Origin of the sequence: Bifidobacterium tsurumiense (genome assembly GCF_000741765.1) — a bacterium.
Taxonomy (GTDB): Bacteria; Actinomycetota; Actinomycetes; order Actinomycetales; family Bifidobacteriaceae; genus Bifidobacterium; species Bifidobacterium tsurumiense.
Genome location: NZ_JGZU01000007.1, coordinates 98581 through 119689, shown reverse-complemented (window position 1 = coordinate 119689; position 21109 = coordinate 98581). Strand labels below are relative to the sequence as shown.

Sequence of the window (21109 nt, the reverse complement as noted above, 5' to 3'; positions counted from 1 at the left end):
TTTAAGAGTTAAGGAAAACTCATGGCACAAGACGTGCTCCACGACCTGAATCAGGTTCGTAACATCGGCATCATGGCTCACATCGATGCTGGAAAGACCACCACCACCGAACGTATTCTGTTCTACACGGGCAAGAACTACAAGATCGGTGAGACCCACGATGGCGCTTCGACCATGGACTTCATGGCTCAGGAGCAGGAACGTGGTATCACCATTCAGTCCGCAGCAACCACATGCTTCTGGAACCGTCAGACTCATGACACTGACAAGCAGTTCCAGATCAACATCATCGACACCCCAGGCCACGTGGACTTCACGGCCGAGGTGGAGCGCTCCCTGCGCGTGCTCGATGGTGCCGTGGCTGTTTTCGACGGCAAGGAAGGTGTGGAACCCCAGTCCGAAACCGTGTGGCGTCAGGCCGACAAGTATGGCGTTCCGCGCATCTGCTTCATCAACAAGATGGATAAGCTCGGCGCCGACTTCTATTACTCGGTAGACACCATCAAGGAAAAGCTCGGTGCAACTCCTTTGGTCATCCAGCTGCCTATCGGCGCTGAGAACGACTTCATCGGCGTTGTGGACCTCGTCCGCATGAAGGCCTATCAGTGGACTGATGTTTCCGGCGATTTGGGCGCTCATTACGAGACCACCGACATTCCTGCCGATTTGCAGGATCGTGCAGAAGAGTATCGTGCTCAGCTGCTCGACCAGGTGGCAGAGTCCGATGAAGAGCTGCTCGAGAAATACCTCGAAAACGGCGATTTGACCGAAGATGAAATCCGTGCAGGCATCCGCAAGCTCACCATCGCTCGCGAAGCCTACCCGGTGACCTGCGGTTCCGCTTTCAAGGACAAGGGCGTGCAGCCTATGCTGGACGCGGTCGTCGACTACCTGCCTTCTCCTGAGGATGTTCCGTCCATCGTTGGTTTCGATCCTCGTGATGAATCCATCGAAATCGACCGCAAGCCGGTTTTGGACGAGCCTTTCGCAGGTCTGGTCTTCAAGATCTCGACCCACCCCTTCTACGGCAAGCTGGTCTTCGTGCGCGTGTACTCCGGTACCGCCAAGTCCGGCGACACCTTGCTGGATTCCACCAAGGGCAAGAAGGAACGCGTCGGTAAGATCTTCCAGATGCACGCTGACAAGGAAAACCCTGTTGACTCTGCAGATGCAGGCAACATCTACACCTTCGTCGGTTTGAAGAATGTCACCACCGGTGACACCCTGTGCGATGAGAAGGCGCCGATCTCCCTTGAATCCATGACCTTCCCCGATCCTGTTATCGAGGTTGCCGTGGAGCCTAAGACCAAGGCCGATCAGGAGAAGATGAGCATCGCTTTGGCAAAGCTCTCCGACGAGGATCCGACCTTCCAGGTGAAGACCGACGAAGAGTCCGGTCAGACCCTGATTTCCGGCATGGGCGAGCTTCAGCTTGACATCATCGTCGACCGTATGCGTCGCGAGTTCAAGGTGGAGGCCAATGTCGGCAAGCCTCAGGTCGCTTACCGCGAGACCATCCGCAAGGCCGTCATGAACCAGGAATACACCCACAAGAAGCAGACTGGTGGTTCCGGTCAGTTCGCAAAGGTCCTGATGAACTTCGAGCCTTTGAACACCGAAGAGGGCGAGACCTACGAATTCGTCAACGAGGTCACCGGCGGACACATCACCAAGGAATTCATTCCTTCTATCGATGCTGGTGTCAAGGAAGCCATGGAATCCGGCGTTTTGGCAGGCTTCCCGGTTGTCGGCGTCAAGGCCACCGTCACCGACGGTCAGGTTCACGACGTGGATTCCTCGGAAATGGCCTTCAAGATCGCAGGTTCGATGTGCTTCAAGGAAGCCGCTCCCAAGGCTCATCCGGTTATCCTCGAGCCGATCATGGCAGTGGAAGTTCGTACTCCAGAAGAGTATATGGGCGATGTGATGGGCGATATCAACTCCCGTCGTGGCGCCATCCAGTCCATGACCGATTCCACGGGTGTCAAGGTCATCGACGCCAAGGTTCCGCTGAGCGAGATGTTTGGTTACATCGGCGATCTGCGTTCCAAGACTCAGGGTCGCGCAATGTTCACCATGCAGATGGACTCCTATGCAGAGGTCCCGAAGGCCGTTGCAGACGAGATCATCAAGGCCCAGCGCGGCGAGTAATAATGCGTTGTTTCTTCAGTGTGTCTGTCTCCAGTTAACGCTATTATTCTTTAGCGTTGACTGGGTTCGGGCACTGAAGTGGCACACAACCCAGAAACCCAGTAATATGTAGCGAGTGCCTTGCACGCAGGTGTGTGTGGGGCAAACTACGAGACGTCCAGGAGGACAACACATGGCAAAGGAAAAGTACGAGCGTACTAAGCCGCACGTTAACATTGGTACCATTGGCCACGTCGATCACGGTAAGACTACCCTGACCGCAGCCATCTCCAAGGTGCTGCACGAACAGTACCCGGATCTGAACCCGGCCTATGACTTCGACCAGATCGATTCCGCTCCTGAAGAGAAGGAACGCGGCATCACCATCAACATCGCCCACATCGAGTACCAGACCGCTGAGCGTCACTACGCTCACGTCGATGCTCCTGGCCACGCCGATTACGTGAAGAACATGATCACCGGCGCTGCCCAGATGGACGGTGCAATCCTGGTTGTGGCTGCTACCGACGGTCCTATGGCTCAGACCCGTGAGCACGTGCTGCTCGCAAAGCAGGTCGGTGTCCCGAAGATCCTGGTCGCCCTGAACAAGTGCGATATGGTCGAGGATGAAGAGCTCATCGACCTCGTTGAGGAAGAGGTCCGTGACCTCCTCGACGAAAACGGCTTCGATCGCGATTGCCCGGTCGTACGCACCTCCGCTTACGGTGCACTGCACGACGACGCTCCTGACCACGACAAGTGGGTTGAGACCGTCAAGGAACTCATGAAGGACGTCGACGAGTACATCCCGACCCCAGTCCACGATCTCGACAAGCCATTCTTGATGCCAATCGAGGACGTGTTCACCATCTCCGGTCGTGGTACGGTTGTCACCGGCCGCGTGGAGCGTGGTCGTCTGCCGATCAACACCACCGTGGAGATCGTCGGTCTGCGCGACACCCAGTCCACCACCGTCACCTCCATCGAGACCTTCCACAAGCAGATGGATGAGGCTGAGGCTGGCGATAACACCGGTCTGTTGCTGCGCGGTATCAACCGTACCGACGTAGAGCGTGGCCAGGTCGTCGTGGCTCCAGGTTCCGTAACTCCTCACACCAACTTCGAGGGTGAGGTCTACGTGTTGACCAAGGATGAAGGCGGCCGTCACTCGCCGTTCTTCTCCAACTACCGTCCGCAGTTCTACTTCCGTACCACCGATGTCACCGGCGTTATCACCTTGCCGGAAGGCGTCGAGATGGTTCAGCCTGGCGATCACGCAACCTTCACGGTTGAACTGATCCAGCCAATCGCTATGGAAGAGGGCCTGACCTTCGCTGTGCGTGAAGGCGGCCACACCGTCGGCTCAGGTCGTGTCACCAAGATCCTCAAGTAAGAGGTTCGACACCAAAGCATGACGCGTTGAACTAGCGTTATGAAAGGGCGCTTCCGTTGTAACGGAAGCGCCCTTTTTGTTGCTCTGATTCCTCGCATTCAGCCCTTCCTTCCAATGCGAGATACAGCAATCAATTGCCCAGACATCGCGTATTGTCGTGTGCAGTCGATCATCACTTGTGGTTGGCCAATGCAATTCACGGTGGAAAACAATGGTGTTTTGACGTTGATATGCTGGTAAATACTTGGTATTGGACACATGAATTAGCCGGTATAGGCATTGTGGCATAATAGCCAAGGCATTTTTACGTATTGCCCTAACGACATCGAAGAATAGGTGACTAGACGTGGCACAAACTACCAATGACATCAAGAACGGTTCGGTATTGAACCTGGACGGACAGCTGTGGACCGTAGTGAAGTTCCAGCACGTCAAGCCGGGCAAGGGGCCTGCTTTCGTGCGCACAACCATCAAGAACGTTCTCTCCGGAAAGATCGTTGACAAGACATTCAACGCCGGCATGAAGATGGAATTCGAGACCGTGGATAATCGCACTCTGCAGTATTCATACGAAGATGGCGATAACTACGTCTTCATGGATATGACCACATATGACCAGAGCTTTATCCCGAAGAGCCTGGTCGGCGATCAGAGCAAGTATCTGCTCGAAGGAACCGAGTGCATCGTCAGCTTCCACGACGGCACCCCGTTGAGCGTCGAATTGCCTGCTTCGGTCATTCTGACCATCACGCATACCGAGCCAGGTCTGCAGGGCAACCGTTCCAATGCGGGTACCAAGCCTGCAACGGTGGAAACCGGCGCCGAGATTCAGGTTCCGCTTTTCGTCGGCGAAGGCGAAAAAGTCAAGGTAGATACCCGCGACGGTTCTTATTTGGGTCGCGAAAACTAAGCAGTATAGGGGTAAAGCTTCATGGCACGTTCCACCGCTCGTAAAAGGGCTCTGAACACGTTGTACGAAGCGGATGAGAAGGGACAGGACATCCTGTCCCTTCTTGCTGAGCGCATCGCAGAGCCAGGTGCACAGACACCATTGCCATCGTATTCCATCGACATCGTCAGAGGTGTTGCAGAACATGGCCGCGTTATCGACCGTATTCTGAATGACCATTCCACTGGATGGAAAATACGTCGTATGGCGGTTGTCGATCGCAATATTTTGCGTATCGCCACATGGGAGATCTTGTTCAATCAGGAAGTGCCCAATAAGGTGGCCATCGACGAGGCACTTGGTTTGGCCAAAACGTTAAGTGATGATGATGCGCCGTCATTCATTCACGGATTGCTCAGCGCGATCTGTGCCGATGAAGAAGTGATGAGGCAGTTTTCACCTTCGTCGCCAGATGATGGTGAGGATCCGGCATTGCAGGCTGAGGAAATACCCCTTGATTCAGGATCTCGAGGCGATGACCAGGCAGCGGATGCTGTGACAGAACAAGCCTCCAATACAACAGAAAAACCTAACGAAGAACAGACGAAATAGTACCGGCAATTGGCCGGGGGAGCGTCCTAACCGGCCGATAGTCTTGGTACAGTAACCCATGGAATAAGGGGGTTGTAGTGAACCAGAACGATTCCGCAAGGTTGAGTTTCTCTCCCGATGATGCCGTTCTTATTTTGGAAGACGGGGAAGTGTACGTAGGTGAACCCTACGGCGCAGTCGGATCGACTTTCGGTGAAATAGTCTTTTCCACCGGCATGACCGGATATCAGGAGACGCTTACCGATCCAAGTTATGATCGTCAGATTGTGGTGCAAACCTTCCCGCATATCGGGGATACTGGGGTCAACCGCGATGATCCGGAATCACAGCGTATTTGGGTTGCCGGATATGTGGTCCGCGATCCCAGTCCCATCGTCAGTAATTGGCGTGCGACAGGTAGCCTTGATGACGATTTGAAACAAGAATCGGTCGTTGGCATTGGTCGCATAGATACACGAAAGCTGGTTCGCCATCTGCGTTCGGCTGGTGTTATGCGTGCCGGCATTTTCTCTGGTGACGCCCTTATGGAACAGGGCGCCTTGCGTTCCATCGATTCGATGCTTGAAGAAGTTCGAGGCATTGCCCAAATGAAGGGTATGCGCCTGTACGACGAGGTCAGCACCAAGCAGGCATATGTTGTCGAGCCACAAGGGGAGTGGGAAGGCAAGCAGCCGCTGTTCACCGTTGCAGCGATCGATTTGGGTATCAAGGCAATGACCCCGCAGCGCATGGCTGAACGCGGATGCCGAGTGCATGTGTTGCCATCGGACATCACCTTTGAAGAACTTGAGCAATTGCATCCGGATGGTGTGTTCTTCTCCAATGGCCCAGGAGATCCTGAACAGGCGGATGCCGTTGTTTCCCTGCTGCGCAAGGTTTTGGATGCCGGATACCCATTCTTTGGAATCTGCTTCGGCAACCAGTTGCTTGGCCGCGCCCTCGGATTCGGCACATACAAGCTCAAATTCGGTCACCGAGGAATCAACCAGCCGGTCAAGGATCTGACCACAGGCAAGGTCGAGGTCACCGCTCACAACCATGGATTCGCAGTCGATGCGCCGATCGGGGAGCAGGTGGATGCTCCTTATGACAACGGACATTATGGCAAGGTATTCGTCTCCCATGTCGATCTCAATGACGATGTGGTTGAAGGCCTGCAATGCGTAGATATTCCTGCATTCTCGGTGCAATACCATCCTGAAGCCGCGGCAGGCCCGCATGATGCCGCATATTTGTTCGATCGTTTTGTGGAGCTCATGCGTTCCGCCAAGGAGGAAAACCCCAATGCCTAAGCGCAGCGACATCAAGTCCGTAATGGTTATCGGCTCAGGCCCTATTGTCATCGGACAGGCTGCCGAGTTCGATTATTCAGGTACGCAGGCATGCCGAGTCCTGCGTGAAGAGGGCATCCGGGTTATCTTGGTCAATTCCAATCCGGCAACGATCATGACCGATCCGGAAATGGCGGATGCCACATATATCGAGCCCATTGCAACGCCCATTCTCGAACAGATCATCGCTAAGGAACGCCCTGATGCCCTGCTTCCCACCTTGGGAGGACAGACCGCTTTGAATGCGGCCATGGCATTGGGTGAAGCCGGCGTGCTGGAAAAGTACCATGTGGAGCTCATCGGCGCATCCTTGGAAGCCATCGATCGCGGAGAGGACCGCGAGCTGTTCAAGAAGGTTGTTGATGAAGCGGGCGGCGAATCTGCACGTTCATTCATCGCGCACTCGATGGAAGAAGTGGATTCCATAGCCAAGGAGCTTGGTTTCCCCGTGGTCGTGCGTCCAAGCTTCACCATGGGTGGTCTCGGCTCGGGCATCGCCCATAACGAAGAGGAATTGCATCGCATCGCCGGTGCAGGTCTGCATTATTCCCCGACCGATGAGGTGCTATTGGAAGAGGGCATCGAAGGCTGGAAGGAATTCGAGCTGGAGCTGATGCGCGACCGTAACGATAACGTTGTGGTGGTCTGCCCGATTGAGAACGTTGATCCCGTGGGTGTGCATACCGGTGATTCCATCACTGTCGCACCTGTTTTCACGCTGACCGATCGCGAATACCAGCGTATGCGTGATATCGGCATCCGCATTATTCGCGGCGTGGGCGTGGATACCGGTGGCTGCAATATTCAGTTCGCCATTCACCCCGAAACCGGACGCATTATCGTCATTGAGATGAATCCTCGTGTTTCGCGTTCATCCGCTCTGGCATCGAAGGCCACGGGCTTCCCGATCGCCAAGATTGCCACAAAGCTCGCTTTGGGATACACGCTGGACGAGATCCGTAATGACATCACTCAGTCCACTCCTGCCAGCTTTGAGCCGACGATCGATTACGTGGTCACCAAGGTTCCTCGCTTTGCATTCGAAAAATTCCCGGGTGCCGATCCGGGTCTGACCACTTCTATGAAGTCCGTTGGCGAAGCGATGGCCTTGGGTGGCAACTTCCAAGAGTCCTTGGGCAAGGCGATGCGTTCTATCGACAAGCGTCATATGGGCTTCAATTGGGATGGCGAGAGGCCGTCTCCTGAAGAAGTCGCGCAATTGTTGCAGGACGCCCATAAGCCGACTGAGCATCGTTATCTGCAGCTGCAGCGTGCCATTTGGGGCGGTGCATCGTTGGATCAATTATTCGCTGCCACCAAGATCGATCCATGGTTCCTGCGCCAGCTCATGCTGATCAACGATATGGCCATGGAGGTCAAGTCTTCTGAGACATTGACTCCGCGAGTGCTCAAACGCGCCAAGATGGCAGGTCTTTCCGATGTGCAAATCGCTCATTTGCGCAATCTGGGCGACGAAGGGGAGAACACCATTCGCGAATTGCGCTGGAATTATGGCATTCGCCCTGTGTACAAGACGGTTGATACATGCGCTGCGGAATTCGATGCGGTGACGCCGTACTACTACTCCTGCTACGCCGATGAAAGCGAATTGCGTCCTCGTGAACGCGAAGCGGTGATCATTTTGGGTTCCGGACCAAACCGTATCGGTCAGGGTATCGAATTCGATTACACCTGCGTGCATGCGGTGCAGGAATTGGGCAAGGACTATGACACCATCATGGTCAATTGCAATCCTGAGACCGTATCCACGGATTATGACATGTCCGATCGTCTGTATTTCGAGCCACTCACCTTTGAAGATGTGCTGGAAATATACGAGGCAGAAAAGAAGGCAGGCCCTGTCAAGGGCGTCATCGTCCAGCTGGGTGGCCAGACCCCGCTCTCCCTTGCAGCCCGTCTGAAGGCAGCCGGCGTGCCGATTCTCGGCACCACGCCAGAAGCCATCGATTTGGCAGAGAACCGTGAGCTCTTCGGCGAGGTGCTACGCAAGGAACACCTGAACGCACCGCGCTATGGTACCGCTCTGAGCCTTGACGAAGCACGTGAGGCAGCGCATTCCATCGGGTATCCTGTGCTGGTTCGCCCAAGCTACGTCTTGGGTGGCCGAGGCATGGAAATCGTGTATGACGATGATCAGCTGCAGAAGTATGTCGAGCGTGCATTGAATGAAGCGCAGGCCGATACCGTGGTCTCAGGACGGCTTCCTTCCCCTCTGCTTATCGATAAGTTCTTGCAGGATGCCATCGAAATCGATGTGGACGCACTATTCGATGGTGATGAGCTGTATATCGGCGGCATCATGGAGCATGTGGAAGAAGCCGGCGTGCACTCAGGTGACGCCGCATGCACGCTTCCGCCGAGCACATTGTCCGATGATCAGATCCGACGGTTGCGTGAAGCCACCTACGCCATTGCCAAGGGCTGCAGCGTGCGCGGTTTGATGAATGTGCAGTACGCCTTCATGGCCAATACCCTCTACGTCATCGAAGCCAATCCTCGCGCCTCTCGTACCGTCCCATTCGCTTCCAAGGCGACCGGTGTTGCTTTGGCAAAGGCGGCTGCGCGCATTATGGCTGGCGAGAGCATCGCCAAGCAGCGCGAACGTGGTTTGCTGCTGCCGAAGGGTGACGGTGGCATGGTTCGTCGCGGTCAGCAGGTTGCTATCAAGGAATCAGTGCTTCCTTTCAAGCGCTTCCGCACTCCTGTGGGCAAAACCGTTGATATCTTGCTGGGGCCTGAAATGCGTTCAACCGGTGAGGTTATGGGATTCGATCGTGACTTCCCGCACGCATTCGCCAAGAGCCAGTTGGCTGCATACGAAGGCGGTTTGCCAACGAGCGGCAACGTCTTCCTTTCGGTGAACGATACCGATAAGCGTCAGCTGCCTCTGATGGCCGTGCGTTTGCATGAACTCGGCTTCAAGATCTGGGCAACAGAAGGCACTGCCTCTGTTTTGCGCAGGTATGGTATCGAATCGACAATCGTCGACAAGATCTCCACCCGCGTGGATACCGCAATCGGCGCTCCGGTGCCTGTCGATCATGCTGAGGGAAGCATCGGCAAGAATGTTGTCGAACTGATCGAAGACGGTAAGATAGACATGGTATTGAATACGCCGAACTCGCGAGGTTCTCGCTCGGATGGCTATTCCATTCGTGCGGCAGCCATTGCAGCCGATCTTCCCCAATTCACCACGATTACGGAGTTCTCCGCCGTCCTGATGGCCATTGAGGCGGTGAAGAACAACGACTACCAGATCATGAGCATTCAGGAACACGCGCAGCAGCTGTTTGCGCTGGAAAGTCGAGGATAACCATGGTTGACAGCCCCAGTATCGAAGAGATTCAGGCCCAACGTTCCGATTTTGGTTTGCGTTTGAGCAATTCGATGGAGAAATACGGTCCATTATGCGTCGGTATCGATCCGCATCGAAAACTTCTTTCGGACTGGGGCTACAACGTCGACGCCGAAGGCGCGGAGCTGTTCTCCATGCGTATGCTCCAAGCAACCGGCGGACGTGCCGCAGCGGTAAAATTCCAGATCTCCATGTTCGAGCGCTACGGTTCCAAAGGGTTCGAAGCGCTCGAGCGCGTGCTGTACGCGGCACGTCAAATGGAAGTGATCACGATTGTGGACTGTTTGCACGGAGGACTTTCCACCACGATTTCAGCCTTCGCCGATGCATATTTCAAGCCAGATGCTCCATTGCTTGCTGACGCGATAACCCTGTTGCCATATTACGGCGCCCGTTCATTGGGAGGTCTGATCAATGAGGCCCTGAACAATGGCCGTGGCGTGTTTATCGCTTCATTGACCTCCAACCAAGAGGGTGCAAGCTTGCAGACTGCCATTCGTCAAAGCGGTGAATATGCAGGGAAAACCGTGGCATATGGCATTGCCAGCACTGCACAGAAATTCAATTCAGGAATATCCGGGATGGGATCGGTTGGCCTGATAATCGGTGCAACCAGTGGGCAGTGGGTTCATGACAGCGGTGTTGAACCATCGCAATTCACCGGCCCTATTCTGGCGCCCGGCTATGGTTGGCAAGGCGGACGAGCTCAGGACCTGCAATCCGTGTTCAAAGGCACCAAGGGCAATGTCCTGGTCACTGTGTCACGATATATCGCCTCACACGGTCCCGATATTTCGCAATTGTCCCAGGCAACTGAGGCGGTGGCCTTGGACGTTCGGGAGGCTCTGTACGCAGCGATGGACGAGAGGGAAAAGGATGGTCGATAAGACCACATCACATATGAACAACCAACAAGCAAAGAAGCGACTGATTGTATTGACCGGCCCCACGGCTGTGGGCAAAGGAACCGTAGAAGCCGCCTTGCGCGCAAAGCACCCTGAGATATGGGTCTCGGTGTCCGCCACAACGCGTGCACCTCGTCCAGGAGAGGTCGATGGTGTGAATTATTGGTTCATGACCGAGCAGGAGTTTGTGGACAAAGAGGCTTCGGGTGACTTCCTGGAAACCGCCCGAGTGCACAATATGGCATTGTACGGAACGCCGTTGCAGCCAGTGCTTGATCATATGAATCGCAATATTCCCACTATTCTGGAAATTGATCTGCAAGGTGCCCGCCGCGTCAAAGAGAAGGCTTCTCAAATGGGCCTCGATGTGGTGTATGTGTTTATCGCACCGCCGAGTTTCGATGAGTTAGTGCGACGCCTTGTTGGCCGTGGCACGGAGAATGAGGAGCAGCGTGCCAAGCGATTGGAAACCGCTCGCGTTGAATTGGCTGCCGCTTCAGAGTTCGATGTCACTATCGTCAATAACGAGGTGGATCAAGCCGCGGATGACCTGTGGCAGATCATTGCACAGGAATACGGGTTGTAGCTTTCGGTTCTTGGTGAACACTTTGAACGAAGTCGCGACAATATAGCTGAACCGCCCGTCGAATAGATCCGGATATTTCCGGTCGCCATTCGACGGGCGGTTCAGCTTTGCGAGTATTTTGCGCGATCCTTTTCGCTATGCGGATCAGTTCCACGGTCACCAGATGTGATGAGAACTGATCCACAATGTATATCAGGCCAATCCGCTGAGCTTATTAATCAGTTCAGGGTCTCGGGTGGCTCCCTTATCCGCCGAACGGGCAAATGCCGCGTATGCCTTCAACGCCAAAGAAACCTTGCGGTCGCGATGGGCAACATAACCGTCTCCGGCTTCAAGCTCAGCACGGCGCTGGGCGAGTTCTTCGTCACTGAGCTCCACATTGATGGAACGATTCGGAATATCTATCGTGATGATATCGCCATCATGAATCAATGCGATAGGTCCTTTATTGGCGGCTTCAGGTGCCACATGTCCGATCGACAAGCCGGATGAACCGCCGGAGTAGCGGCCATCGGTAATCAGTGCGACATCCTTGCCGATGCCCTTTCCTTTGACGAAGGAAGTGGGGTAGAGCATCTCCTGCATACCCGGACCGCCCTTCGGCCCTTCATACCGGATCACCAAAGCCTGACCGGGCTTCAAAGTATCGCTCAAAATGGCTTCAATCGCCTGTTCCTGAGACTCCACAACCAATGCAGGTCCACGGAATTGCCAAATCTCCTTGGGAACACCGGCGGTTTTCACCACACATCCATCAGGGGCAAGATTGCCTCGAAGAATTGCCAATCCGCCTTCGGTTACCGCAGGATGCTCGATATCGTGGATGGCGCCATTGATACGGTCCGTATCCAGGGAATCAAATAAGGTCTCATGCGTCCATGGCTCAGGAGACTTGATATGTCCCGGGGCTGCCTTCAGGAATTGCTTGGCATGTTCGGTGCACGTGTCTCGCATGATATCCCAATCATCAAGCTTGGCTTCCAATGTCGGGTAGTCGACGGAATGCACGTCGCGGTGGAGCTTTCCGGCACGATCCAACTCGCCGAGGATTCCGCAGATGCCGCCTGCGCGGTGCACATCCGAGATCTCCCATTCACCGGAGGGTGCCGCCTTGCAAATGCATGGCACGGTATGGGAAATGCGTTCGATATCGTCAAGCGTAAAGTCCACATCAGCCGATTGAGCGGCGGCGAGAATATGCAATACGGTATTGGTTGAGCCGCCCATGGCGACATCCATGGTCATGGCGTTTTCAAAGGCATGCTTGGTGGCGATGCTGCGGGGGAGCACGGAATCGTCGCTGTCGTCATAATAACGGTGGGCGAGGTTGACGATCAGTTCGCCAGCGCGCTCGAATAGCTGGCGGCGATACACATGCGAAGCCAGCGTGGTTCCGTTGCCTGGCAAAGCCAATCCCATGGCTTCGGTCAGGCAGTTCATCGAATTGGCTGTGAACATTCCGGCGCAGGATCCGCAGGTCGGGCAGACCGTGCGCTCATACGCCAGCAGCTCCTCATCGGACACATTGTCATCGGCTGTGGCATACATGACATCAATGAGATCGGTGTTTTCCTTGACTGTGCCATCCGGCAATACGGTGGTGCCGGCCTCCATAGGGCCACCGGAAACGAAAATCGTGGGAATGTTAAGGCGCAGCGCCGCCATAAGCATGCCGGGTGTGATCTTGTCGCAATTGGAAATACACACCAAGGCGTCAGCACAGTGGGCGTTTACCGAATATTCGACAGCGTCTGCAATGATGTCACGGCTGGGAAGCGAGTACAACATGCCGGTATGACCCATGGCGATGCCATCGTCCACGGCAATGGTATTGAATTCGCGTGGAATGCCGCCGGCTTTTTTCACTGCCTCGGAAACCAGACGTCCGACTTTGTTCAGATGGACATGTCCTGGAACAAATTCATCAAAGGAATTGGCAATGGCTACAATCGGCTTGCCGAAATCCTTGCTATCGACTCCCGCGGCGCGATATAACGCGCGGGCGCCAGCGAATACTCGACCATTCATCAATTTTGCTGAGCGCATCTCTGTCATGGTTATATTCAAATCCGTGCGCTTTACGTTTGAGACGCTCATTTCACATGCTGAAATAGGCGGTATTCTGTTCCGGTGCGGATCTCGGCGAAAATCTTCCTCATGGGGTATAGTGGGGAGGCTGAGATAGACGTCCGTCTCAATAGATGATTTGGAGATACCCATTATGGCATTTGGTACCGAGCCCACACCAACCGGACTTGCGAAGCCACCCATCGATGAATTGATGGAGCATGCGGATTCCAAGTATGCTCTGTCCATTTTCGCAGCCAAGCGTGCTCGTCAGATCAACTCATACTTCACCCAGCTCAATGAGGGCCTTTTGCAAAATGTTGGTCCTCTTGTCGAGTATCAGAACCAGGAGAAGCCTCTGTCCATCGCCTTCCGCGAGATTGATGAGGGTTTGCTTGAGGAAACTCTTGGCGAGGATGATCTGAGCGAGGGCAATTAATCTTTCGCCGTAGCGATACCGGTTGAAGCCCCGGGTGGTGCGCAACTTGTGTTGCCTCCAGCCGGGGCTTTGCTGTGTGTGGCACTGGTTTGGGCACTATCAAATAAATTTGTAAGACTGAACTTTCATGAGACATTGAGGATGTTTGCGATTCATCTCAATGGCATGTGTGGATTGCAAACGGGTTATGCGCATTGAAGAGTCGCAATATGAATGTGAAGGAGAATGCATGATGGAACAGGAACGCCGATTGATATCAGCTGAATCAGTAACCGAAGGGCATCCCGACAAGGTGTGTGACCAGATTTCGGATGCTATTTTGGATGATTTGCTCCGTCAGGATCCTTCCTCCCATGTCGCTGTGGAAACTTGCGCAACCACGGGCCAATTCATGGTCTTCGGCGAAGTGAGCAGCGAAGGGTACAGCGACATCCAGCATATTGTCCGCTCTGTGGTACGCAATATCGGATATACCAGCTCGGAAGTGGGCCTTGACGCTGAATCCTGCGGTGTTTTGGTGGCGTTGACGGAGCAGAGCCCCGAAATCGACCAAGGCGTATCAAGGCTCAAAAGCGATGGTGCTCAGGTGACGCAGGAGGAGCGTTACGAAGCCCAGGGCGCGGGTGACCAAGGAGTCATGTTCGGATATGCCTGCGATGAAACCGAAGTGCTTATGCCATTGCCCATCCATATGGCTCACCGTTTGGCCTATCGTTTGGCGCAGGTGCGCAAAAATGGCACGGTTCCTCATTTAAGACCAGATGGAAAGACCCAGGTCACGATTGAATATGATGAAGACAATCATCCTTTGCGCGTCGACACTGTGTTGATTTCCACTCAACATGATCCGCAGGTGGATATGCAGTGGTTGCGTGAACAGTTGGTTGAGCATGTCATCACACCGGTTCTGGATCAACTCTGTGGCAACGCAGTGAAACACGATGATTATCGAGTTCTGGTCAATCCGACGGGCTCCTTCGTGCTCGGCGGTCCAGCTGCCGATGCAGGACTTACCGGTCGCAAAATAATCGTCGATACCTATGGCGGAGCAGCTCATCATGGAGGCGGTGCCTTTTCCGGCAAGGATCCAAGTAAAGTGGATCGCTCTGCGGCGTACGCAGCCCGCTGGGTGGCCAAGAACATTGTTGCGGCGGGTTTGGCGCATTGCGTGGAAGTGCAGGTCGCCTATGCGATCGGCGTGGCCGACCCGGTGAGCGTCAATGTTGAGACGTATGGCACTCAGGCAGACGGCGTGAGCAGACAAGTGTTGCAGCAGGCGGTCCGTCGAGTTTTCGATTTGCGGCCGGCAGCGGTAGTCGATGAATTGGATTTGCTGCGCCCTCGATATTCGGCGACTGCCGCATATGGCCATTTCGGCAGGGAAGAGGAATCCTTCACTTGGGAACAAACCAATAAGGTAGAGGCATTGCGCGAAGCGGTTGCCGCATTGCAATAGCGTCTTCGTGGTGTTGCCGCGTTTCGCAATAGCATTGGCGATGACGAGTCAGACGTGGGACATGAATCGCCTTGTGCACGCGCGGTTTGGCGACGGACTAAGTCCATGCGCATAGTGCCGACCAAAGGCATAGAATGGTGACACATGTTCGAGGAGGTGATGAGTGTTGAGCGACCAGACAGCTGAGCAGCTTGCCTTGGATGGTTTGGCTCCGCGCAAGCGCCGCAGTCGCGCTCAGACTCATACTCCTGCACAGCACTTGCCCATTGCAAGGGTGGTTTTGGATGTTCAGGCCACGCATCTGGGGCAAAGCTTCGACTATCTGGTAGATGAAAAGCATGCCGACAAAGCCGTTCCCGGTTGTCTGGTCCGCGTTCGTTTCGGCGGACAACGAGTCAATGGCGTGGTATGGGAACGTGTTGAGCACAGTGCAACGGCAGCCTCCGCATTGCGATATATCGAACGTGTGTTTGATGGCGGGGTATTGGTTCCGCGTTCTTTGCGAGAAGATATCACAGGCATAGCCGATGCATATGGCGGAACCCGAGCCAATATCATTCGATTGGCTGTGCCTCCTCGTGTGGCATATGTGGAAAAAGAACAGCAATTCGCGCAACGACTTTCGGCGAATCCACATGGTGGCAGGCATATCGATACCCAGCAATTCGCGACGATCGATGCTCTTGTGGCGTCATCATATGCCGAAATCAGCCGATTGAAACAGGATTTTCAGGCTCGGCGATTCGGGTCATTCGTGTGGAATCCGTTGCCAGGCATGGGGCATTGGCAATCATGTGTGGCTTGGATGGTGACTTCGGCTATGCGCAACGATCGTTCTTCGATTGTGGTGCTGCCGGGTATGCGTGAAATCGAAGATGTTGCACAAGCGCTCGGCCATCTCGGTCTCACCGTGTTCGCGCCAACGTCCAGTGGCAGATATGACGGCGATGTCGCGGTCTTGAGCGCTGCCATGTCTCCTGCCGAGCGGTACCGCATGTATTGCGCGGTCGCTTCCGGACAGGTCAGGTGTGTGCTTGGTACGCGCGCGGCCATGTACGCTCCGGTGGAAGGTGAGGCGCTGTTCGTCATTGTCGACGATATGGCCTACCAGCAAGCGGATGGCATGATGCCATATGCACATGCTCGAGGTGTTCTGCGATTGCGAGCCAAACGACACCAGGGCATATTCGTTGCATTATCGCATGCGAGGTCGGCGATCAGTGCCTGGGAATGCGACGGCAATGCCGTAGAGACGCCGGTCAGTGGCTTCAGCACATCGATCACTGCCTTGCCTTCGGTCAACAAGGAACGACGTGCGTGGGTTCGCTGGCTCAATCGCGACGAGCTGTTCAGATTGAGTGATGCCACGGTTGGAGTTCGTGTGCCTCATACCGCGGTGTCAGTGCTCTCCAAAGCGTTGCTCTCCGGCTCTGTGCTGCTGTCGATTCCTCAGGATGGCGTGAATGAGACATTGAGCTGTGCCAATTGCCATCGGCAGGCGCGGTGTCCTCGGTGCACCGGCCCATTGTTGCAATCATCTACTCAGAGGACACCTCGCTGCCTGTGGTGCGGATTAACGGTCACCAACTGGCGGTGCCCCCATTGCAAGCATGAACGAATGAGGACGGTACGAGTCGGCGCTGCTGGAACGGTCCAGGAATTGATGGGATTATTCCGCAATATTCCCATAGTCGTCTCTTCTCCAAGCCAGCCGCGAGGCGTGATACCTTCACTCGATTCCAAACCTCGATTGGTGGTTGCCACTCCTGGTGCTGAACCACGTGTGCGTGGGCGAGACGGTGCGCCCGGGGAATATCGTGCTGTGGCCATACTGGACGCGTGGACCAGCTTGTATGCATTGGGTGTGGATGCAAGAATTGATACCCTGTCCGCATGGATGAGGGTGGTTTCCATGTGTGCTCCGCAGTCGCGCGGCGGTCAGGCATTGGTGATCGGAGAAAGCGACGAAGGCATCGTTCATGCTTTGGCGCATTGGGATGCAGCGTCTTTGGCCAATCAGGAGCTTGAAGAAAGAAGGCAGACGGCGCTGCCTCCAATATATGCGGCTGCATGCGTGTGGGGCAGAAGGGAAGCTGTGCGCACGGTTCTGGATGAAATCGGTGCATTGACAGGAGACTGGTCGAGTTTGCAAACCGATTCCGATGTCGAGCCAGCAGTGCTGGGGCCGGTTCCTATAGCACCTCCTCGTACAGTGGATGCACGCATTTTGGAAGGCACAAGTGACAGAGTGAAGGCCGTGGTACGTGTGCCTCAGCAGCGAAGGGCCGAGCTTGCCTTACGTTTGCGAAAAGCACAGGCACGACATGTGGCGAACCGGGAGCCGGGAGAACTGAGATTCCAACTCGATCCCAAGGATCTGATGTAGTGGCTTATGCGGAATAGTCGCAAAACCAGTGAATGACGTGCTCGGTATCATTAGCGCGCCGGCTGCGCTGAGGTATGCTGAATGTGGCTCATTGAGTCGTCAAAACGATGCGAGCAAATAATACAACGTGAAAACAGACGTGCTGAACGGCTTGGTCGAGAGTAGGAGATTGCCATGAAGGGTTGGCCTGGAGAACCTGAAATGCAGCATGATGTGTTGGTGGCGCAGGATGAAGCATCCGAGTCATCAGGAAAGCCCATAACCGACGTCATTTTCGATTTCGGTAATGTGTTGGTGTATTGGGATCCCGAAGCGGTGCTGATACCTCGCTATGACCAGAGCATCGTGGATCAGTTTTTGGATAACGAGATTTCTGGTTTCTACGATGCCAACGATCAGATGGATGGCGGGGCAAGTCTGGAAGAAGGCTATGCATTTGTGAAAAACAAGCATGGCGAGTACTGGGCTGATGTGATGCAGTATTATCTCGATAACTTTGTTGATTCACTGACCGGGGTAGTACCAGGGGCGCGAGTGCTTATCAATGATTTGCGCAAGGCAGGCATCAGAGTCTGGGGATTGTCGAATTGGCAGCAGGATTTGTATCACATAGCCGAGGATCGATTCGAAATATTGCATGACCTTGATGGCAAAGTGATTTCCGGAAACGTGAAGATGCGTAAACCCCATAAGGAGATATTCGAATACGCGCTCAATGCATTCGGTATCGACGCATCGGGGGCGGTGTTTATTGATGACAAAGCGATGAATATCGTAGGGGCCAACGCAGCCGGAATCCGCGGTATTCGATTCGCAGATCCGCGAGCTTTGCGCGAGGTGCTTATCGAAGCCGGTTTGCCTATCCCTCCGGTGGTACGCTGATATCTTTTGGATAGTGAACAAATGTCTATGACAAGGAGCAACCATAATGGTGAAACTGTTATTTGCTGGCACGCCTGACGTAGCAGTGCCCTCATTGCGAGAGTTGGCTGCAGATAGCGAGCATTTTGAAATGGTAGCAGTATTGACCAGACCGGATGCTCCTCAGGGCCGTGGCCGAAAATTGATGCCGAGCCCTGTGAAACAGGCGGCAATTGATTTAGGCATACCTGTGATTGAGTCTGATCCAAGCGAGCCGACCTTTCTTGATGAGCTGGCTGTTACCGGTGCCGAAGCCGCAGCGGTTGTGGCATATGGTCGCATTCTCAAGCCTCGAGTATTGGAAGCTTTGCCACTCGGGTGGTACAACCTGCACTTTTCATTGTTGCCGCAGTGGCGCGGAGCCGCACCCGTGCAGCGTTCCATCTGGTCCGGTGATTCCATAACGGGGGCCACGGTGTTCCAAATAACCGAAGGCATGGATGAAGGCCCCATTCTGGCGCAAAGCACCGTGACCATTGGCAGCCACGAGACGGCGGGTGAATTGTTGAACCGCTTGGCGCAGGATGGGTCCAAACTGCTGGCTGCCTCGCTTCAGGCTTTGGAAGAAGGCCGTATCGACAAGGTTGAACAGCCTCGTGGGGCATTTGAAGTTGCAGAAAAAATCCGTGTGGAAGACGCGCATATACGCTTTGATGTGCCTGTTTTTGCCGCGGACAGGCAGATTCGAGCCTGCACGCCAAATCCTGGCGCTTGGTGTCATTTGGCACTCAGCCGGAGACTGGGGGAAGATGACCAACTGCTGCTGCATATTTTGAAAGCGGCGCCTGCCGATATCGAAGACAGCAGAACTCCTCAGGCTCTGTCAGCAGGCGAGTTAAAGATCGGCAAGAATAATGTGTGGGTTGGCACTGCCACTGAGGCCTTGGAATTACTCGAAGTGAAGGCTCAGGGGAAAAAAGCGATGCGCGCGGCGGATTGGGCGCGAGGCGCTCGTTTGCCTGAGTCCGCAGTATTGCGTTGAGCGTGGTTCGGATCGCAGGCTTATCCGTTTGATGCGAAGCCATTGCCGGACAGGCCTGCGCGGATTCCAACCTGGCGTTTCGACATCACTCAGCAGCTGGTTGGTTGAAACCATGATCGATCGTAACTGCATTGGATCAGAGTATGCGCACGTGCATTACCGCGCCGACTATCTCTGTGATGATATAAACAGCAGCTTGACAGACATGATGAATTCGCACAGCGAACCGTCAGTGCAGCAAATCAAGCACTTGTCTCAGATCTCGAGTGTGTATGGCATGATGCGCTGCCTGCTGCACGGCGGGCTTCGCGCAAAAGGCGATTCCCATTCCTGCTGCTTGAATCATGGGGATGTCATTGGCGCCATCCCCAACGGCAACGGTTTGGGACATGTCAATGCCATCGTCCTGTGCCCATTGCTGGAGCGCATGCAATTTGGTGGTTCTGCACACGATGTCGCCGATCACCTCTCCTGTGAGATATCCATCTTGTACGGCAAGACGATTGGCCAGCCAGTGATCAAGATGGGCGTCCTTGGCCAAGGCATCGACCACTTCGTGGAAGCCGCCTGATACCACGCCTACTTTCCATCCATGCGAATGCAATGTTTCGATGAGTTCAAGCGCTCCTGTGGTGAAGTGCACATGATGATACACGTCATCGAAAATGTGTTGTGAAAGTCCCTTGAGCAGAGCGACACGAGCGCGCAACGCTTCACAGAAATCCAATTCGCCGGCCATTGTGCGGGCGGTGATATTAGCGATCTGAGAGCCCACTCCAGCGGCATCGCCCAGCATATCGATCACTTCTTCATCGATAAGCGTGGAATCGACATCCATGACCAGAAGACCTGGTTCGCTCAGCGTAGGCGTGTTAGAAGCTTGTAAAGTATCTTGGGACATGCTTTCGATTCTCTGAAATCGCTGGGACAATGGCTCATATGGATTTTTCTGTTCTTGCCACGACGATTCCAGCCTGCGACACGAACAGTGGTGGCATAATCGGCACCATAACCGAATGGTTGGTGCAATTGATGAACGCCGTTGGGGGCATTGGCGTTGCCATTGCTGTTGCTGCTGAATCGATTTTCCCTCCTATCCCCAGCGAAGTGATTTTGCCTCTGGCAGGTTTTACCGCAGCCAGGGGAGGATTGGACGTTATCGGTGCCATCATCTGGGCAACTGTGGGATCCTTGGTGGGCGCACTGGCTTTGTATGGTGTGGCATGGTGGATTGGATTGGAACGACTAGAACGCATCGCAGATAAAATCCCTGGAGTAAGCCGCAAGGATATCGCCAAGGCCAATGGCTGGTTCGAACGCTATGGCACATGGTCTGTTGTGATCGGCCGCATTATTCCTGTGGTGCGTTCGCTTATTTCCATACCCGCAGGATTCAACGGCATGAATTTGCTCCATTTCTCCGGTTGGACGGTTTTGGGTTCCGGAGTGTGGAATACATTGCTCGTAGGTGCAGGTTATCTGCTGGGTGACCGGTGGTGCTCGATTCTCAGTGTGCTCAATGTGGTTGAACGAGGCGTATTGATTGTTTGCGGCGTAGCATTGGTGGTATTCATTATCGTCCGAGTGCGTCGCGCGTTGACGCAACACAAGGAGAACCGAGACCAATAGTGGATCA

Annotated in this window: 16 protein-coding genes; 14 read left to right on the top strand and 2 right to left on the bottom strand. The window is 54.5% G+C overall.

Going from position 1 to position 21109, the window contains the following annotated elements; translation table 11 throughout:
• Window positions 1-21 precede the first annotated feature (21 nt).
• The 8 genes from fusA to gmk all read left to right on the top strand — a co-directional run bounded on the left by fusA (window position 22) and on the right by gmk (window position 11222).
• A complete protein-coding gene (gene fusA / locus BITS_RS04020) occupies window positions 22-2151 on the top strand; it encodes an elongation factor G (protein ID WP_026642162.1) in 2130 nt (709 codons plus the stop codon).
• A gap of 172 nt (window positions 2152-2323) precedes the next feature.
• Window positions 2324-3523, top strand: a complete 1200-nt coding sequence (gene tuf, locus BITS_RS04015) for an elongation factor Tu (RefSeq protein ID WP_026642161.1) — start codon at window positions 2324-2326, stop codon at window positions 3521-3523.
• A 346-nt stretch (window positions 3524-3869) separates the two neighbouring features.
• Window positions 3870-4433: an elongation factor P gene (gene efp, locus BITS_RS04010; protein ID WP_026642160.1), complete on the top strand. Its 564-nt coding sequence runs from the start codon at window positions 3870-3872 to the stop codon at window positions 4431-4433.
• Between the two features lie 21 nt (window positions 4434-4454).
• Entirely contained in the window at window positions 4455-5024 is a 570-nt protein-coding gene (gene nusB, locus BITS_RS04005) for a transcription antitermination factor NusB (RefSeq protein WP_044259432.1), read from the top strand.
• 77 nt (window positions 5025-5101) lie between these two features.
• Window positions 5102-6316: a glutamine-hydrolyzing carbamoyl-phosphate synthase small subunit gene (carA, locus tag BITS_RS04000; protein WP_026642159.1), complete on the top strand. Its 1215-nt coding sequence runs from the start codon at window positions 5102-5104 to the stop codon at window positions 6314-6316.
• Window positions 6309-9689, top strand: a complete 3381-nt coding sequence (gene carB / locus BITS_RS03995) for a carbamoyl-phosphate synthase large subunit (RefSeq protein WP_026642158.1) — start codon at window positions 6309-6311, stop codon at window positions 9687-9689. Before carA ends, carB begins: the two co-directional genes overlap by 8 nt.
• Window positions 9690-9691: 2 nt before the next feature.
• Entirely contained in the window at window positions 9692-10618 is a 927-nt protein-coding gene (pyrF, locus tag BITS_RS03990; protein ID WP_026642157.1) for an orotidine-5'-phosphate decarboxylase, read from the top strand.
• Window positions 10608-11222 carry a guanylate kinase gene (gene gmk / locus BITS_RS03985; protein ID WP_044259430.1) on the top strand — a complete coding sequence of 205 codons (615 nt, stop codon included), beginning with the start codon at window positions 10608-10610 and terminating at the stop codon, window positions 11220-11222. The genes pyrF and gmk overlap by 11 nt, the downstream gene beginning before the upstream one ends.
• Window positions 11223-11414: 192 nt before the next feature.
• Here the strand turns inward: gmk and ilvD are convergent, their stop codons facing one another.
• Window positions 11415-13277, bottom strand: a complete 1863-nt coding sequence (ilvD, locus tag BITS_RS03980; RefSeq protein WP_026642155.1) for a dihydroxy-acid dehydratase — start codon at window positions 13275-13277, stop codon at window positions 11415-11417.
• Window positions 13278-13443: 166 nt separating this feature from the next.
• On the opposite strand from ilvD, the gene rpoZ reads away from it, so the two are divergent.
• The 5 genes from rpoZ (at window position 13444) to fmt (ending at window position 19473) form a co-directional block, all read left to right on the top strand.
• Window positions 13444-13728 carry a DNA-directed RNA polymerase subunit omega gene (rpoZ, locus tag BITS_RS03975; protein WP_026642154.1) on the top strand — a complete coding sequence of 95 codons (285 nt, stop codon included), beginning with the start codon at window positions 13444-13446 and terminating at the stop codon, window positions 13726-13728.
• 232 nt (window positions 13729-13960) lie between these two features.
• On the top strand, window positions 13961-15184 hold the full coding sequence (gene metK, locus BITS_RS03970; RefSeq protein ID WP_162141988.1) for a methionine adenosyltransferase: 1224 nt from the start codon (window positions 13961-13963) through the stop codon (window positions 15182-15184).
• A 166-nt stretch (window positions 15185-15350) separates the two neighbouring features.
• Window positions 15351-17570, top strand: coding sequence for a primosomal protein N' (locus BITS_RS03965; RefSeq protein WP_026642152.1), 2220 nt, complete (start codon window positions 15351-15353; stop codon window positions 17568-17570).
• 174 nt (window positions 17571-17744) lie between these two features.
• Complete coding sequence (locus BITS_RS03960) at window positions 17745-18452, top strand: HAD family hydrolase (protein WP_026642151.1); 708 nt, start codon at window positions 17745-17747, stop codon at window positions 18450-18452.
• Between the two features lie 46 nt (window positions 18453-18498).
• Window positions 18499-19473: a methionyl-tRNA formyltransferase gene (gene fmt / locus BITS_RS03955; RefSeq protein ID WP_044259428.1), complete on the top strand. Its 975-nt coding sequence runs from the start codon at window positions 18499-18501 to the stop codon at window positions 19471-19473.
• A gap of 229 nt (window positions 19474-19702) precedes the next feature.
• On the opposite strand, the gene serB is transcribed toward fmt, so the two are convergent.
• Window positions 19703-20374, bottom strand: coding sequence for a phosphoserine phosphatase SerB (serB, locus tag BITS_RS03950; RefSeq protein WP_034533850.1), 672 nt, complete (start codon window positions 20372-20374; stop codon window positions 19703-19705).
• A gap of 38 nt (window positions 20375-20412) precedes the next feature.
• Between serB and BITS_RS03945 the strand changes: the two genes are divergently transcribed.
• A complete protein-coding gene (locus BITS_RS03945) occupies window positions 20413-21102 on the top strand; it encodes a DedA family protein (protein ID WP_407712181.1) in 690 nt (229 codons plus the stop codon).
• Window positions 21103-21109 lie beyond the last annotated feature (7 nt).

Bases quoted from the DNA above. Each gene is read 5' to 3' on its own strand.
- BITS_RS03960 (WP_026642151.1), top strand. From the start codon at position 17,745: ATGAAGGGTTGGCCTGGAGAACCTGAAATGCAGCATGATGTGTTGGTG.
- tuf (WP_026642161.1), top strand. From the start codon at position 2,324: ATGGCAAAGGAAAAGTACGAGCGTACTAAGCCGCACGTTAACATTGGT.
- ilvD (WP_026642155.1), bottom strand. From the start codon at position 13,277: ATGACAGAGATGCGCTCAGCAAAATTGATGAATGGTCGAGTATTCGCT.
- carB (WP_026642158.1), top strand. From the start codon at position 6,309: ATGCCTAAGCGCAGCGACATCAAGTCCGTAATGGTTATCGGCTCAGGC.
- metK (WP_162141988.1), top strand. From the start codon at position 13,961: ATGGAACAGGAACGCCGATTGATATCAGCTGAATCAGTAACCGAAGGG.
- serB (WP_034533850.1), bottom strand. From the start codon at position 20,374: ATGTCCCAAGATACTTTACAAGCTTCTAACACGCCTACGCTGAGCGAA.
- BITS_RS03945 (WP_407712181.1), top strand. From the start codon at position 20,413: ATGGATTTTTCTGTTCTTGCCACGACGATTCCAGCCTGCGACACGAAC.
- pyrF (WP_026642157.1), top strand. From the start codon at position 9,692: ATGGTTGACAGCCCCAGTATCGAAGAGATTCAGGCCCAACGTTCCGAT.
- rpoZ (WP_026642154.1), top strand. From the start codon at position 13,444: ATGGCATTTGGTACCGAGCCCACACCAACCGGACTTGCGAAGCCACCC.
- fusA (WP_026642162.1), top strand. From the start codon at position 22: ATGGCACAAGACGTGCTCCACGACCTGAATCAGGTTCGTAACATCGGC.
- gmk (WP_044259430.1), top strand. From the start codon at position 10,608: ATGGTCGATAAGACCACATCACATATGAACAACCAACAAGCAAAGAAG.
- fmt (WP_044259428.1), top strand. From the start codon at position 18,499: ATGGTGAAACTGTTATTTGCTGGCACGCCTGACGTAGCAGTGCCCTCA.
- nusB (WP_044259432.1), top strand. From the start codon at position 4,455: ATGGCACGTTCCACCGCTCGTAAAAGGGCTCTGAACACGTTGTACGAA.